Origin of the sequence: Streptomyces sp. ISL-36 (assembly GCF_018614205.1) — a bacterium.
Taxonomy (GTDB): domain Bacteria; phylum Actinomycetota; class Actinomycetes; order Streptomycetales; family Streptomycetaceae; genus Streptomyces.
The window spans coordinates 1-15,128 of the sequence record NZ_JAGGOS010000001.1; the positions used below are offsets into that span (position 1 = coordinate 1).

General features: G+C 69.9%; 12 protein-coding genes, 1 tRNA gene and 1 riboswitch. Of the genes, 11 read left to right on the forward strand and 2 right to left on the reverse strand.

What is annotated here, in order from left to right:
• The 9 genes from J7E93_RS37725 to J7E93_RS00045 all read left to right on the forward strand — a co-directional run.
• Nucleotides 1-481, forward strand: a 481-nt coding sequence (locus tag J7E93_RS37725; protein ID WP_215064827.1) for a LysM peptidoglycan-binding domain-containing protein, incomplete at its 5' end; no start/stop codon positions are given.
• Between the two features lie 258 nt (nucleotides 482-739).
• Nucleotides 740-912: riboswitch (cyclic di-AMP (ydaO/yuaA leader) on the forward strand.
• 3 nt (nucleotides 913-915) lie between these two features.
• On the forward strand, nucleotides 916-1,617 hold the full coding sequence (locus J7E93_RS00010; RefSeq protein WP_215064829.1) for a transglycosylase family protein: 702 nt from the start codon (nucleotides 916-918) through the stop codon (nucleotides 1,615-1,617).
• Between the two features lie 290 nt (nucleotides 1,618-1,907).
• Nucleotides 1,908-3,194, forward strand: a complete 1,287-nt coding sequence (gene eno, locus J7E93_RS00015; RefSeq protein ID WP_215064831.1) for a phosphopyruvate hydratase — start codon at nucleotides 1,908-1,910, stop codon at nucleotides 3,192-3,194.
• A 101-nt stretch (nucleotides 3,195-3,295) separates the two neighbouring features.
• On the forward strand, nucleotides 3,296-3,769 hold the full coding sequence (locus tag J7E93_RS00020) for a septum formation initiator family protein (RefSeq protein ID WP_215064833.1): 474 nt from the start codon (nucleotides 3,296-3,298) through the stop codon (nucleotides 3,767-3,769).
• Nucleotides 3,770-3,965: 196 nt separating this feature from the next.
• Entirely contained in the window at nucleotides 3,966-4,502 is a 537-nt protein-coding gene (locus tag J7E93_RS00025) for a DUF501 domain-containing protein (RefSeq protein ID WP_215064835.1), read from the forward strand.
• Nucleotides 4,499-5,413, forward strand: a complete 915-nt coding sequence (locus J7E93_RS00030; protein WP_215064837.1) for a Ppx/GppA phosphatase family protein — start codon at nucleotides 4,499-4,501, stop codon at nucleotides 5,411-5,413. Before J7E93_RS00025 ends, J7E93_RS00030 begins: the two co-directional genes overlap by 4 nt.
• 368 nt (nucleotides 5,414-5,781) lie before the next feature.
• Entirely contained in the window at nucleotides 5,782-7,173 is a 1,392-nt protein-coding gene (locus J7E93_RS00035; RefSeq protein ID WP_215064838.1) for an NAD(P)/FAD-dependent oxidoreductase, read from the forward strand.
• 227 nt (nucleotides 7,174-7,400) lie between these two features.
• Entirely contained in the window at nucleotides 7,401-8,714 is a 1,314-nt protein-coding gene (locus J7E93_RS00040) for a cyclopropane-fatty-acyl-phospholipid synthase family protein (protein ID WP_215064840.1), read from the forward strand.
• 114 nt (nucleotides 8,715-8,828) lie between these two features.
• Nucleotides 8,829-10,052: a phospholipase D-like domain-containing protein gene (locus J7E93_RS00045; RefSeq protein ID WP_308367404.1), complete on the forward strand. Its 1,224-nt coding sequence runs from the start codon at nucleotides 8,829-8,831 to the stop codon at nucleotides 10,050-10,052.
• A gap of 67 nt (nucleotides 10,053-10,119) precedes the next feature.
• Here J7E93_RS00045 and J7E93_RS00050 read toward each other — a convergent pair whose 3' ends face one another.
• Together J7E93_RS00050 and J7E93_RS00055 are read right to left on the reverse strand one after the other, a co-directional pair.
• Nucleotides 10,120-12,654: an ABC transporter permease gene (locus J7E93_RS00050; protein WP_215064846.1), complete on the reverse strand. Its 2,535-nt coding sequence runs from the start codon at nucleotides 12,652-12,654 to the stop codon at nucleotides 10,120-10,122.
• 78 nt (nucleotides 12,655-12,732) lie between these two features.
• Nucleotides 12,733-13,503, reverse strand: coding sequence for an ABC transporter ATP-binding protein (locus tag J7E93_RS00055; RefSeq protein WP_215064848.1), 771 nt, complete (start codon nucleotides 13,501-13,503; stop codon nucleotides 12,733-12,735).
• Nucleotides 13,504-13,903: 400 nt separating this feature from the next.
• Here J7E93_RS00055 and J7E93_RS00060 point away from each other — a divergent pair.
• Both J7E93_RS00060 and J7E93_RS00065 read left to right on the forward strand, forming a co-directional pair.
• Nucleotides 13,904-13,985, forward strand: a tRNA-Leu gene (locus J7E93_RS00060).
• A 131-nt stretch (nucleotides 13,986-14,116) separates the two neighbouring features.
• Nucleotides 14,117-14,998, forward strand: coding sequence for a Bax inhibitor-1/YccA family protein (locus J7E93_RS00065; protein WP_215064850.1), 882 nt, complete (start codon nucleotides 14,117-14,119; stop codon nucleotides 14,996-14,998).
• Nucleotides 14,999-15,128 lie beyond the last annotated feature (130 nt).

Genomic DNA, 15,128 nt, shown 5'->3' on the forward strand with positions numbered 1-15,128 from the left:
GACCGCGCCCGTCACGCCCACCGCGCCGGCGACGCCGGACGCCGGGGCGACCACCGGGACGCCGTCGCCGACCGCCACGCCCGAGACGCCCGCCACCTCCGAGACGCCCACCGCGCCCTCCGCGCCGGCGGCCCCGGGTACCGGCAAGCACCGTGGCGACGCGGCCCCGGAAGAGACGGGCAATACGGACAACAGCCAGGAAACCGGTCGGCATGCCTCGCCGACTGACGGATCGGCAGCCGGTGAGGGCTCGGCCGATGGTTCGAGCAATACGGGCACCACGGACACAGCGGACACCTCGGGCGAATACACCGTCAAGCCCGGCGACAGTCTCTCCGGGATTGCTCAGGAGAACGAGCTGCCCGGCGGCTGGACCTCCCTCTACGACGCCAACCGCGGGACGGTGGGCGCCGATCCGGATCTCATCCTCCCTGGCCAGAGCCTCGATCTGACGATCGGACTCACCCAGCCCCAGGGGTAGTTCGGGGCCGTATGTCCGGTTCTGCGCAAGTGAGACATGGGTCTCTTCGCCCCAACTGGCATGTCACGTCCGCAAACTTTGCTGACGTCAGCTCTCACCTGCGCAAACACCCCTTCTTCGCATGCGAGTAGGGGTGATTTATCCCCAATGGACGTCTTTGAACTTCCGAGGGGTCTGTGTCTACGGTCGTCACCGCTCGCCACCGCGGGCCCCGTCGACCGGTACGCCGAATCCTGCCGTCGGCCGATGGGAACAGTCGTCGCGTCAGCGCCGAAGGCAGGAGCGGGGGACCCAAGGTAAGTGCCGTCCCCGGCCGTTGAGACAGACGGCCGACGGAACGGCTTGGGGTGAAGCCGCGCGCAAGGTCGCGCGGCCGGGCAGCTCACGCCCGAACCCGACAGCTCACCTCGTAGGCGTCGGTGAGGAGAAGTCCCATGCTGTTTTCCGCCAAGGGTAAACACCGTCGTCCCTCCAAGGCCACCCGCGCCGTCGCTCTCGCCGGTGTCGCCGGTGTCGCCGTCGCCGCCCCCCTGATGACCGCCGGGTCCGCCTCGGCCGCGTCCGCCTCCGAGTGGGACGCCGTCGCCCAGTGCGAGTCCGGTGGCAACTGGTCCATCAACACCGGCAACGGCTTCTACGGCGGCCTGCAGTTCTCGGCCTCCACCTGGGCCGCCTACGGTGGCACCGCGTACGCCTCCACCGCCGACCAGGCCTCGAAGTCGCAGCAGATCGAGATCGCCGAGAAGGTCCTGGCCGGCCAGGGCAAGGGTGCCTGGCCGAGCTGTGGCGTGGGCCTGTCCGGCGCCGCGTACACCGGTGGCGCCGCCGAGAGCGCGCCGCAGCAGAGCGCCCCGCAGCAGCAGGAGCGTCAGGCCGAGCAGCCGACGACCCGCAGCGAGCAGCGCACCGCCCCCAAGGCCGCGCCGAAGACGCCGAAGAAGACCGTCACCACGCCGACCGGCAAGAAGGTCGAGAAGGGTGACGGCGAGTACAAGGTCGTCGCCGGCGACACCCTGAGCAAGATCGCCGCCGCGCACGACGTCAAGGGCGGCTGGGCGAAGCTCTTCGAGCTCAACAAGGACATCGTCGACGACGCCGACCTGATCTACCCGGGCCAGCAGCTTCACCTGAAGTGAGCCCGGCGGCCCGTGTGAGTCCGGCGGCTCCCACGGGTCCCACGACCCTCCCGCGGTGACCCCCCGGCCCGGCATGCCCTTCCCCCGTGCGTGCCGGGCCGGGGTTTCCGCTGTTACCAGTGAGTAGTTCTGGGGTCGTTTGGGCCCAGATGCATGCCCTTGGGTCCTTTTTCGTCCCAGGGGGCGGGCGCCCGGCTGGCCGGAGCGCCGGAGCCGGTTAGGCTCTTGTCGCAAGGCCAAAGCGACCCTGCACCGCGTTCGTCACATCTAGCGTCACATCCCAGAAGGAGATGCTCGTGCCGTCCATCGACGTCGTCGTAGCCCGGGAAATCCTGGACTCCCGAGGCAACCCCACCGTCGAGGTCGAGGTCGGCCTCGACGACGGCAGCACCGGCCGTGCTGCCGTTCCGTCCGGTGCCTCCACCGGAGCGTTCGAGGCCATTGAGCTCCGTGACGGAGACAAGAGCCGCTACATGGGCAAGGGCGTCGAGAAGGCCGTCCTCGCCGTCATCGAGCAGATCGGCCCGGAGCTCGTCGGCTACGACGCCACCGAGCAGCGCCTGATCGACCAGGCGATGTTCGACCTGGACGCCACGGACAACAAGGCCTCGCTCGGCGCCAACGCCATCCTCGGCGTCTCCCTCGCCGTCGCGCACGCCGCCTCCGAGGCCTCCGACCTCCCGCTCTTCCGCTACCTGGGCGGCCCGAACGCGCACCTGCTGCCCGTTCCGATGATGAACATCCTGAACGGCGGCTCGCACGCCGACTCCAACGTGGACATCCAGGAGTTCATGATCGCGCCGATCGGCGCGGAGTCCTTCTCCGAGGCCCTGCGCTGGGGCACCGAGGTCTACCACACCCTCAAGGCCGTCCTGAAGACCAAGGGCCTGTCCACCGGCCTCGGCGACGAGGGCGGTTTCGCCCCGAACCTGGACTCCAACCGCGAGGCGCTCGACCTCATCGTGGAGGCCATCAAGCAGGCCGGCTACGTCCCGGGCAAGGACATCGCGCTGGCGCTCGACGTCGCCGCGTCCGAGTTCTACAAGGACGGCTCGTACGCGTTCGAGGGCAAGTCCCGCTCGGCCGCCGAGATGACCGAGTACTACGAGGAGCTCGTCGCCGCGTACCCGCTGGTCTCCATCGAGGACCCGCTGTTCGAGGACGACTGGGCCGGCTGGAAGGTCCTCACCGACAAGCTGGGCACCAAGGTCCAGATCGTCGGCGACGACCTGTTCGTCACCAACCCGGAGCGCCTGGCCCGCGGCATCGAGGAGGGCGCGGCCAACGCCCTGCTGGTCAAGGTCAACCAGATCGGTTCGCTGACCGAGACCCTGGACGCCGTCGAGCTGGCCCAGCGCAATGGCTTCAAGTGCATGATGTCCCACCGCTCCGGCGAGACCGAGGACGTCACCATCGCCGACCTCGCCGTCGCCACCAACTGCGGCCAGATCAAGACCGGCGCCCCGGCCCGCTCCGAGCGCGTCGCCAAGTACAACCAGCTGCTGCGCATCGAGGAGATCCTCGACGACGCCGCGGTCTACGCCGGCCGCAGCGCCTTCCCGCGCTTCAAGGGCTGACCGCCCCGTCGTACATACGTCCCCGCACTCGGTCCCGTACCGTGTGCGGGGACGTATTGCATGGCGCGACGCAGCGCTGGAGACGACGGGAGGCGGAGGACATGGCCGTGAAGGACCGGGACCGGTTCTCGACCGCGACCCGGATCAGGCTGATCGGCGAGCAGACCGCCGCCCGTGTCTACCGCTCCCAGACCCGCCGTCAGGCCCGCCGCTCCCGGCTCACCGGCCGCGCGGCCTTCCTCGCCCTGGTCGTCTGCTCGCTGGTGGTGGCGCTCGCCTACCCCATGCGGCAGTACGTCTCCCAGCGCGGCGAGATCGCCGACCAGGAGCGCCAGGCCGCGGAGGCCGCCCAACGGGTCGAGGAGCTGCGCGACGAGAAGGCCCGGCTCCAGGACCCGGCGTACATCCGCCGCCTCGCCCGCGAGCACCTGCACTACGTCATGCCGGGCGAGACCGGCTTCACCGTGAACGACCCCGACGCCGAACGCGCCCGGCGCACCGAACAGGGCGCGGCCGACCGCCCCTGGTACTCCGACCTCTGGGACGGCGTCGACCAGGCGGACGCGCGCCGCTGAGGCGGGGGCGCGAGATGATGATTCCGGGACCCGCCGCACCGGCCGGACCCGCCGCACCCGGCGAGCCCGCCGCACCGCCCGGACCCGCCGCACCTGGTGGGCCCTGCGGGCCTCCGGGTCCCCCGGCCCCGGCGGATCCGACCGACCACTGACCGCTCCCGACCGACCGCTCCCGACGAGAAGACAAGACGCACGCATGGAAACGCCCCCTCCGCAGACCGACCGCACCGAGCCGACCGAGGCGGACGTCGCCGCCTTCGAGGCGCAGCTCGGCCGCCCGCCCCGGGGCCTGCGCGCCATCGCGCACCGCTGCCCGTGCGGCAACCCGGACGTCGTCGAGACCGCCCCGCGGCTCCCGGACGGCACCCCGTTCCCCACCACGTACTACCTGACCTGCCCCCGCGCCGCTTCGGCGATCGGCACGCTGGAGGCCAACGGGGTCATGAAGGAGATGCAGGCCCGGCTCGGGACCGACCCCGAGCTGGCCGCCGCCTACCGGGCCGCGCACGAGGACTACATCGCCCGCCGCGACGCCATCGAGGTCCTGGAGGGCTTCCCCAGCGCCGGCGGCATGCCGGACCGGGTCAAGTGCCTGCACGTCCTGGTCGGCCACTCGCTGGCCGCGGGCCCGGGCGTGAACCCGCTGGGCGACGAGGCGATCGCGATGCTGCCGGAGTGGTGGGCCAAGGGGCCGTGCGTGAACCCGTGCGGGGACGAGGAGACGGCGCGATGACCAGGGTCGCGGGCATCGACTGCGGTACGAACTCCATCCGCCTCCTCGTCGCCGACGTCCACCCCGAGACCGGCGAACTGATCGAGCTGGACCGGCGGATGACGATCGTCCGGCTCGGACAGGGCGTCGACAGGACCGGCCGGCTCGCGCCCGAGGCCCTGGAGCGGACCTTCGCGGCCTGCCGCGAGTACGCGGCCGTCATCAAGGAGCTGGGCGCCCAGAAGCTCCGCTTCGTGGCCACCTCCGCCTCGCGCGACGCCGAGAACCGGGACGAGTTCGTCTCCGGGGTCCTGGACATCCTGGGTGTGGAGCCCGAGGTGATCTCGGGCGACCAGGAGGCCGAGTTCTCCTTCACCGGCGCCACCGTCGAACTGCACGGCACCGAGACGTACCTGGTCGTCGACATCGGCGGGGGCTCCACCGAGTTCGTCGTCGGCAACAAGCACGTCGAGGCGGCCCGTTCGGTCGACATCGGCTGCGTACGCCTCACCGAGCGGCACGTGCGCCACGACCCGCCGAGCGCCGAGGAGGTCGCCGCGATCCGCGCCGACATCCGGGCCGCGCTCGACCTGGCCGCCCGGACCGTGCCGATCACCGAGGCCGACACCCTCGTCGGCCTCGCCGGTTCGGTCACGACCGTCGCCGCGATCGCGCTGGGCCTGGAGGAGTACGACTCCGAGCGGATCCACCGCTCCCGGATCTCCTACGACCAGGTCAGCGAGGTCGTCGGCCGGCTGCTCTCCTCGACCCACGACGAGCGCGCCGCGATCCCCGTGATGCACCCCGGACGGGTCGACGTCATCGCCGCGGGTGCGCTGGTGCTGCTGGAGATCATGGAGCGGACCGGGGCCCGGGAGGTCGTCGTCAGCGAGCACGACATCCTCGACGGAATCGCCCTCTCGGTGGCATAACGGGCGCCCCGTGACCCGGCCGCCGAAGCGCCGCCGGGAAAGTTCGTGAAGTTCTTCACAAGGAAAAGAGCCCCGAGAGGGGCTCTGGAGGCTCTTCAGGGGCTCCGGGGCCCCTGTTGGGGCTCTTTCGCAGGTCCGGACGCCCGTTCGCTCGATGTTTCCATCGCGTGAACGGGGCCTGTGGTTCAGCGTTAACTAGCGCTCTCCAGGCCAGTTCAACAGGGGTGAACAACGTTCACCGATACACCGTGGTTCCTTTGCTGCACCATGACCTGGGTCACGTGGGCCGCGGAGTGTAGCAGAGGTCTCCGGAGAGCTTGTGAAGGGGCGCACGAGCGACCCCCCTGAGAGGGGTGGATACTCGATGCATGAGCACCACGGAGCGTCCCAGGATCCTCGTAGTAGGCGGTGGGTACGTAGGCCTGTACGCAGCTCGACGCATCCTCAAGAAGATGCGTTTCGGCGAGGCGACCGTCACGGTCGTCGACCCGCGCTCGTACATGACGTACCAGCCCTTCCTCCCCGAAGCCGCCGCAGGCAGCATCTCGCCGCGCCACGTCGTCGTCCCGCTGCGACGCGTCGTGCGTGGAGCCGAGGTGCTCACCGGTCGCGTCACCAGCATCGACCAGGACCGCAAGGTCGCCACGGTCGCGCCGCTCGTCGGCGAGGCCTACGACCTCCCGTTCGACTACCTGGTCATCGCGATGGGCGCGGTCTCCCGCACCTTCCCGATCCCCGGCCTCGCCGAGCAGGGCATCGGCATGAAGGGCGTGGAGGAGGCCATCGGCCTCCGCAACCACGTCCTGGAGCAGCTGGACAAGGCTGACTCGACGACCGACGAGGAGGTCCGCCGCAAGGCGCTGACCTTCGTCTTCGTGGGCGGCGGCTTCGCCGGCGCGGAGACCATCGGTGAGGTCGAGGACATGGCCCGTGACGCGGCGAAGTACTACACCAACGTGAAGCGCGAGGACATGCGCTTCATCCTGGTCGACGCCGCCGACAAGATCCTTCCCGAGGTGGGCCCGGAGCTGGGCCGCTGGGGCAAGGAGCACCTCGAGGGCCGTGGTGTCGAGATCTACCTCTCGACGTCGATGGACTCCTGCGTCGACGGTCACGTCGTGCTGAAGAACGGCCTGGAGGTCGACTCCAACACGATCGTGTGGACCGCGGGCGTCAAGCCCAACCCGGCGCTGTCCCGCTTCGGCCTCCCGCTCGGCCCGCGCGGCCACGTGGACGCCCAGCCGACCCTCCAGGTCACCGGCACCGACTACATCTGGACCGCGGGCGACAACGCCCAGGTTCCGGACCTCGCCGCCCGCAAGGCCGGCGTGGAGAACGCCTGGTGCCCGCCGAACGCCCAGCACGCGCTGCGTCAGGCGAAGGTCCTCGGCGACAACGTGGTCTCCGGCATGCGGGGCTTCCCGCAGAAGGAGTACAGCCACGCCAACAAGGGCGCGGTCGCGGGCCTCGGTCTGCACAAGGGCGTCGCGATGATCGTCATGGGCAAGATGAAGATCAAGCTCAAGGGCCGTCTCGCCTGGTACATGCACCGTGGCTACCACGGCATGGCCGTGCCGACGTGGAACCGCAAGATCCGTGTCTTCGCCGACTGGACCCTCGCGATGTTCCTCAAGCGTGAGGTCGTCTCCCTCGGTGCGATGGAGACGCCGCGCGAGGAGTTCTACGAGGCCGCCAAGCCCGCCCCGGCGCCCGCCGCCACCAAGGCCCCCGCCGGCCAGGAGAAGGCCAAGGCCTCCTAGTTCCACCGCAGTACCCGCAGTACCCGCAGGAACCGTAGGACTCGCAGTACCCGCAGGACCGTAAATGCCGAAGGGTCGTCCGCCATCCGTGGTGCGGACGGCCCTTCGGCATGTCCGCCCGGGTGTTTTGCCGACTCGTTGCGCGACGGCGGGACTGTATTCGCCTACCGAGGGTGTTTACGTGGTGACGAGCATTTCTGGGGCACGACATCACGGAGGTGTGCACCATGGCCGACGCCGCATTGCGGCTGACCACTCTCGCGGAGGATCTTCTGGGAGCCCCGCTCCCGGTGCGGCTGCGGGCCTGGGACGGCAGCGAATCCGGCCCCGCGGGCGGCCCCGTCCTGATCGTCCGGCAGCGCCGCGCCCTGCGCCGGCTGCTGTGGAAGCCCGGCGAACTGGGCCTCACCCGCGCCTGGGTGGCCGGTGAGATCGACGTCGAGGGCGATCTGTACGAGGTCCTCGACCGGCTCGCCGGACTGATCTGGGAGCGCGACGAGGAGACCAGGAGCGCCCTGGAGGCCGTACGCGACCCGAAGCTGCGCGCCGCGGCCCGCACCCTGCTGAAGCTGGCCGGCCCGCTGCCGCCCCCGCCGCCGCCCGCCGAGGAGATGCGACGGCGCAGCGGCGCCCTGCACACCAAGCGCCGGGACAAGCAGGCGATCAGTCACCACTACGACGTGGGCAACGACTTCTACGAGCTGGTCCTCGGACCCTCGATGGTCTACTCGTGCGCGTACTGGTCCGATTCGGGCGCCGCCGGGACCCTGGAGGACGCCCAGCGCGACAAGCTGGACCTCATCGCCCGCAAGCTGAACCTGAAGGAGGGCGACCGGCTCCTCGACGTCGGCTGCGGCTGGGGATCCATGGCCATCCACGCGGCCCGCGAGTACGGCGCCCATGTCGTCGGCGTCACCCTCTCCCGCGAGCAGGCGGCCTTCGCCCGCAAGCGGATCGCCGAGGAGGGCCTGACCGACCGGATCGAGATCCGCGTCCAGGACTACCGGGACGTCAAGGACGGCCCGTACGACGCGATTTCCTCCATCGGCATGGCCGAACACGTCGGCAAGGTCCGCTACCGCGAGTACGCGGACACCCTGTACGCCCTCCTCAAGCCGGGCGGCCGGCTGCTGAACCACCAGATCTCCCGCCGTCCCGAGCCGGACGAGGAGAAGTACCAGGTCGACGTGTTCATCGACGCCTACGTCTTCCCGGACGGCGAACTGGCCCCGATGGGGCGCACCCTCACCACCCTGGAGGACGCCGGTTTCGAGGTCCGTGACGTGGAGGCCATCCGCGAGCACTACGCGCTGACCCTGCGCCGCTGGGTGGCCAATCTGGAGCGCGACTGGTCACGGGCCGTCCGGATGGTCTCGCCGGGCCGCGCGCGGATCTGGCGGCTCTACATGGCCGCCTCCGCGGTCTCCTTCGAGCGCAACCGGATCGGCGTGAACCAGTTCCTCGCCGTGAAGACGCCCGAAGGGGGCGCGTCCGGGGTGGCGTTGCGCCCACGGGTGTGGAACGAGCGCACGGAGCGTTGATACCTTCGGGCCTTCGGGCTCGTGTGGGCGGGGCGCCGGTACGACCGGTGTCCCGCCCACTTCTCATGGGTCCGATATGTCATGGATATGCCATTCGGACGGAGAATCACCCCCGTGCAACGACCCACCCGCCTCCTTCTCGCCCTGGCCGCCGCCACCGGTCTGCTCGGCCTCGCCGCCGTGCCGGGCAGCGCCACCCCCACCGCTGCCCCCACGGTCGAGGCGGCTGCCGTCACCACCACCGCCACGTTCAACGACCCCGGCGGCGACGCCACGGCGCAGAACCGGGTCCGCGACCACATCCTGAGCCTGATCAACCAGGCCCCGGCGGGCTCGCGGATCTCCGCCGGGCTCTACACCTTCACCGACGACACCGTGACCGACGCCCTGGGCGCCGCCAAGACCCGCGGCGTCGACGTCCGCGTGATCGTCGACCACACCTCCGTGACCATGACCGGCGGCGAGTACGACCGCCTCGTCACCCGCCTCGGCACGGACCGCACCCAGGGATCCTGGGTCCTCGCGTGCCCCGCGGGCCGCGGCTGCATCGGAAGCCGGAAGCTGCCCAGCGACACCGACGGCGCCATCAACCACAACAAGTTTTTCCTGTTCTCCTCCACCGGCGGCGCGAGCGACGTGGTCGTGCAGTCCTCCGCCAACATGACCGGTGTCCAGCGCACCGACCTGTTCAACAACGCCGTCACCATCGTCGACACCGGCCTCTACGGCAGCTACCAGACGTACTTCGGCGACATGGTCACGTACGGCACCTCCACCGGGCTCGACCACTACTACAAGACCCCGATCAACGGCGCGTACAAGACGTACTTCTTCCCCCGCAAGGAGGCCGCGGGCACCTCGTACGACAACGACGCCTCCACCGACACCATCAAGCTGATCCTCGACAAGGTCAGCTGTGCCGGCGGCACCCAGGTGCGCATGGCGGCCAACCTCTTCACCCGTGACGAGGTCGCCAGCGAGCTCGTCGCCCTCAAGAACGCGGGCTGCTCGGTGATCCTCGCCGCCGACGGCTACCCCGGCTCGATGGGCTCCGGCGTCGAGTCGATCATCTCCGGCAAGCTCACCCAGCGGGTCGAGTGCTACGAGGACCGCGGCACCGGCGTCGCCAAGGCCGGCCTCCACTCCAAGTACCTGCTCGTGGAGGGCACGTACGACGGTGTGGCCGGCAAGAAGCTGGTGTGGACGGGCAGCCACAACTACACCTACCCCGCGCTGCGGGCCAACGACGAGACGCTGCTGAAGATCGACAACGCGACGCTCTTCTCCCAGTACAAGGCGAACCACGAGCGGCTGATGAGCTACTGCGCCGGTAGCTGACCCCAGCCACGGCGAAGGGCCGGGTTCCCCACTTCGGGGAGCCCGGCCCTTCGCCGTACGGCTGAGGTCACTCGGCCTTGATCGCGTTCAGCATGTTCAGCCTGGCGGCGCTGCGGGCCGGCCACATCGCGGCCAGCACACCGACCAGACCGGCCAGGACCAGGAAGATCCCGATCCGGTCCCATGGCAGCACCAGCGCGTAGCCCGGCAGGCTGCTCCTGACGGTCTCGCCGAGCGCCCAGCCGAGGAACGCCCCGAGTCCGATGCCGACCACCGCGCCGAACAGCGAGATGACCACCGCCTCCAGACGGACCATCCGCTTCACCCGGCGCCGGTCGAGACCGATCGCCCGCAGCATGCCGATCTCCTGCTGACGCTCGAACACCGACATGGCCAGGGTGTTCACGACTCCGAGGATCGCGATGATCAGGGCCATCGCGAGCAGGCCGTACATGATGTTCAGCATCAGGTTGATCTGGCCGCCGAAGGCGTCACGGATGTCCTTGTGATCCATCACCGTGATCGCGGGATTGTCGCCCAGCGCCTGGACGAGCGCCTTCTCGTGCGCCGCGGACTCGCCGCCGTCCGTCTTCACGTAGATCTGCGGGATGTACGGCATGGCGTCGTGAGCGGTGAGGATCTTCGCATCGAGGACGATCGGCGAGGTGAACTCGCTCTCCTCGTAGATCGCGCCGACCTTCAGGGTGCCCTTCTTCTTGTCGCCGAAGGTGACCGGCAGCGAGTCGCCGACCTTCCAGCCCTGCTCGTCTGCCGTCTCGTCGGCGACCGCGACCTGTCCCTGGCCGAGCGAGGCGAAGGACCCGCCGACCAGGTGGAGGTTCAGGACCTTCTCGATGTCGCCGGGGGTGACGCCGGAGGCGGACGTGAAGTCCCCCTCGATCTCGAGGTAGCCGGCCTGCTGGGGCGACACGGCGGTGACGCCGGGCGTCTTCTCCAGCGCGGTGAGCGCCGTGCCGTCCAGGCCGCCACCCGCGCCGGCGGCCATGGTGATCATGTAGTCGGCCTTGATCTGGTCGACGGTCATCTTGTCCAGGGCCGTGCCGACCGTGACGCCGAGCACCGAAAGACCGGTGACCAGGGTGAGACCGATGGCCAGCGCGGAGGCGGTGGCGCCGGTACGGCGCGGATTGCGGACCGCGTTCTGGCCGGCCAGCTTGCCCGCGACGCCGGAGGCCTTCAGGACGGGGCGCACGAGGGCGATGACCGGGCGGGACAGCAGCGGGATCAGTACGATCACGCCGATGAGGGTGAGGAAGGCGCCCGCGCCGATCAGCATCCGGCCCTCGTCGCCGCCGGAACCGGCACCGGCGATGATCCCCGCCGCGCCGAGGGCGGTGATCGCCGCGCCGATGGAGTTGCGCACGACCAGCGACTTGGTGGTGGCCACCGCGTGGACGCTGCTCATCGCCGCGACCGGCGGGATCTTCGCCGCCCGCCGGCCGGGCAGCCAGGCGGCCAGCATCGTGATCAGGACGCCGACGGCGAACGCGGAGACGACCGGGGTGGCGGTCAGGACCAGCGGCCCCTCCGGCATCTTCATGTCGAAGGCGGCCATGCCCGAGCGCAGCCCCAGGGCGAGCAGCACACCGAGACCGAAGCCGACCGCGGAGGCGACCAGACCGACCACACCGGCCTCGGCCAGCACCGAGCGGGTGATCTGCTTACGCGAGGCACCGACCGCGCGCATCAGCGCCAGTTCCTTGGTGCGCTGCGCGACGAGCATGGTGAAGGTGTTGGAGATCAGGAAGACACCGACGAAGAGCGCGATGCCGGCGAAGCCGAGCAGGAGCTTGTTGAGGCTGCTGAGGCCGGACTCGATCATGCGGGCCTGCTCGTCGGCGAGCGCCTGCCCGGTGCGGGCCTCGGCGTCCTTCCCGACCAGCGGCTGCACCGCGTCGAGGATCTTCGAGGCGTCGGCGCCCCGGTCGGCGCCGACCGTGATCTCCTGGAAGTAACCCGGCTTCAGGTAGAGCCGCTGGGCCGCCTCGGTGTCGAAGAGGATCAGGCTGCCACCGGCGCTCACGGCGCCGTCCTCGGTGGTGAAGACACCCGCGAGGCGGTACTCCTTCACCGGGCCGTTGGTCGCGACCCGTACGGGGTCGCCGACCTTGTAGCCGCCCTTGGCGGCGGTGTCCTCGTCGAGGGCGACCTGTCCGGCCCCGACCGGGCCCGCGCCCTCGGTGAAGTCGTACGCCGGGTCCTTGCCGTCCTTGCCGGGGGCGAAGTTGGTGCCCTTGTTGGACCAGCCGAGACCGATCAGCTTCCCGTCCTTGTCGGGCACCCCGGCGAAGCCGCTGACGCGGCCGGTGGCGGAGGCGACCCCGTCGAGGGCGCCGATCTTCTGCCGGGTCCGCTCGGAGAGGCCGGGGGCCTGCCGGGGGTCGTCGCGGTCCGCCGTCGAGGTGACGGCGACGGCCACGTCGTCGTAGCTCTTGGCCGACTGGTTGCGGAAGGCCTGGGAGAGGGTGTCGGTGAAGACGAGGGTGCCGGAGACGAAGGCCACGCCGAGCATCACGGCGAGCACGGTCATCAGCAGCCTGGCCTTGTGCGCGAGCACGTTGCGCAAGGCGGTACGGAACATGGAGGTGTCCTGGAGTGGGGCCCCTGAGGGGCGAACGTCGAAGGAGGCGGGTCACCGGGGCCGGGGACCCCGGGCGCGTCAGCTCGTGCGGCCCTTGGCGTCGAAGGCCTTCATGCGGTCGAGCACGCCGTCCGCCGTCGGGCTGAGCATCTCGTCGACGATCCGGCCGTCCGCCAGGAAGATCACGCGGTCCGCGTAGGAGGCGGCGACCGGGTCGTGGGTGACCATGACGACGGTCTGCCCCAGCTCGCGCACCGAATTGCGCAGGAAGCCCAGCACCTCCGCGCCCGAGCGCGAGTCCAGGTTTCCGGTCGGCTCGTCGCCGAAGATGATCTCGGGGCGGGAGGCCAGCGCGCGGGCCACGGCGACCCGCTGCTGCTGGCCGCCGGAGAGCTGCGCGGGGCGGTGGCTCAGCCGGCCGGAGAGGCCGATCATGTCGATCACCCGCTCCACCCACTGCTTGTCGGGCCTGCGGCCCGCGATGTCCATCGGCAGCGTGATGTTCTCGAGCGCCGTCAGCGTCGGAAGGAGGTTGAACGCCTGGAAGATGAAGCCGATCTTGTCCCGGCGCAGCTGTGTGAGCTGCTTGTCCTTCAGGGTGCCGAGCTCGGTCTCGCCGATGCGGACCGAGCCGGAGCTGAAGGAGTCCAGGCCGGCGACACAGTGCATCAGGGTCGACTTGCCGGAGCCCGAGGGGCCCATGATCGCGGTGAACTCTCCCTGCCGGAAGTCCACGGTGACCTGGTCCAGGGCGACCACCTGGGTCTCACCCTGTCCGTAGACCTTCGAAAGATCCTGGGCGCGGGCGGCCACCGCGGTGGCGCGGGACACGGTGGGGGTGGTGGTCACGAGGGGACTCCTGTCGGGACGGTGCGTTCGGGAACCACTCCATCGTGTCGAGCGTTGAGGCGCCGGGCGTCCGTCCACATGCCCGTTCCGGGGGCAGCCTGGAGTCGGACCGGGGGGCCCGACCGTCCTCCTGAGGTATGACGGGAGCCCTGAGGCGTCCGTGGGGGTCCGGGCGGCCGGCACGCCGTGGGGGAACGCGTCACGGGTGCGGCGACTTTCCGTCATTCCCAAGTGTGCGTCTTTGCGCCTGCGAGCCCCGTCACACTTCGTCAGATGGGGGCCCCACCTGCACTGACACACCCTCAGGCCTCAATAAAATAAGACAACATCGGGCCTTCGTTCGGCTGAACGGGGGAAGCTCCCCGATAGGCTCATGTGCCGACGCGGAGCCGCGCGCCATGCCCGGATGGTGGAATGCAGACACGGCGAGCTTAAACCTCGCTGGCCTTCGGGCCGTACCGGTTCGAGTCCGGTTCCGGGCACAGCTCCCCCCTGCTCCCCGCCGGGCTTCCTTAACGATCGTGGAAAGATCCTCCCCGAGCACTAGGGAGTTTCTTTTGCTTCCGCATTACTCTTGACGCAAGGCCGCGCAGTGCGGCCATGGAGGAGTGAGATGAGGAGCAGCAACCCGGTCTTCTCGCGACGGGGGTTCAGCCGCGACAACGCCGCCGGCTTCAACGCGCAGCAGCCGCAGGCCGGGGGCCCCGCCGTCGGAACGAGCCCGTATGCCGAGGGCGCGACCAACCCGTACGCGACCAACCCGTACGCCCAGGACACCCAGCTGGGCGCCCCGCCGCAGGCCCGCGGCAATGTGATGACGATCGACGACGTCGTGAGCCGTACGGCCATGACGCTCGGCACGGTGGTGGTCACCGCCGCCCTGTCGTGGGTGCTCCTGCCCGTCGACCAGTCGAACATCGCCAAGTCCTACGGCATCGCCATCGGCGCCGCCCTGGTGGCCTTCGTCCTGGCCATGGTGCAGTCCTTCAAGCGCAAGGCCTCGCCGGCGATCATCCTGGCCTACGCGGCCTTCGAGGGTGTCTTCCTCGGGGTGATCTCCAGCGCGGTCTCGACCTACATCTCTCCCGGTGTGGTCGCCCAGGCGGTGCTCGGCACGATGGCGGTCTTCGCCGGTGTGCTCATCGCCTACAAGATGCGCTGGATCCGTGTCACCCGCCGTTTCTACGGCTTCGTGATGGCGGCCGCGATCGGCTTCATCCTGCTGATGGCGGTCAACGCGCTGTTCTCGCTCTTCGACGGCGCCGGTGACGGTCTGGGCTTCCGCAGCGGTGGCCTCGGCATCCTCTTCGGCGTGATCGGCATCATCCTGGGTGCCTGCTTCCTCGCCCTCGACTTCAAGCAGGTCGAGGACGGCGTCACCTACGGCGCCCCGCGCGAGGAGTCCTGGCTGGCGGCCTTCGGCCTCACCCTGACCCTGGTGTGGATCTACCTGGAGATGCTGCGTCTGCTGTCGATCCTGCAGGGCGACGACTGACGCTTCACCCGTACGTGAGGAAGGGCCCGCCGGCTTCGTGTCGGCGGGCCCTTCCGCGTCACCGGGGTGAGTCGGTCGACAGGCATGTCGCCACGTCCGGCCCGTGCGGTGGGACGTGGGGCCCGCCGCG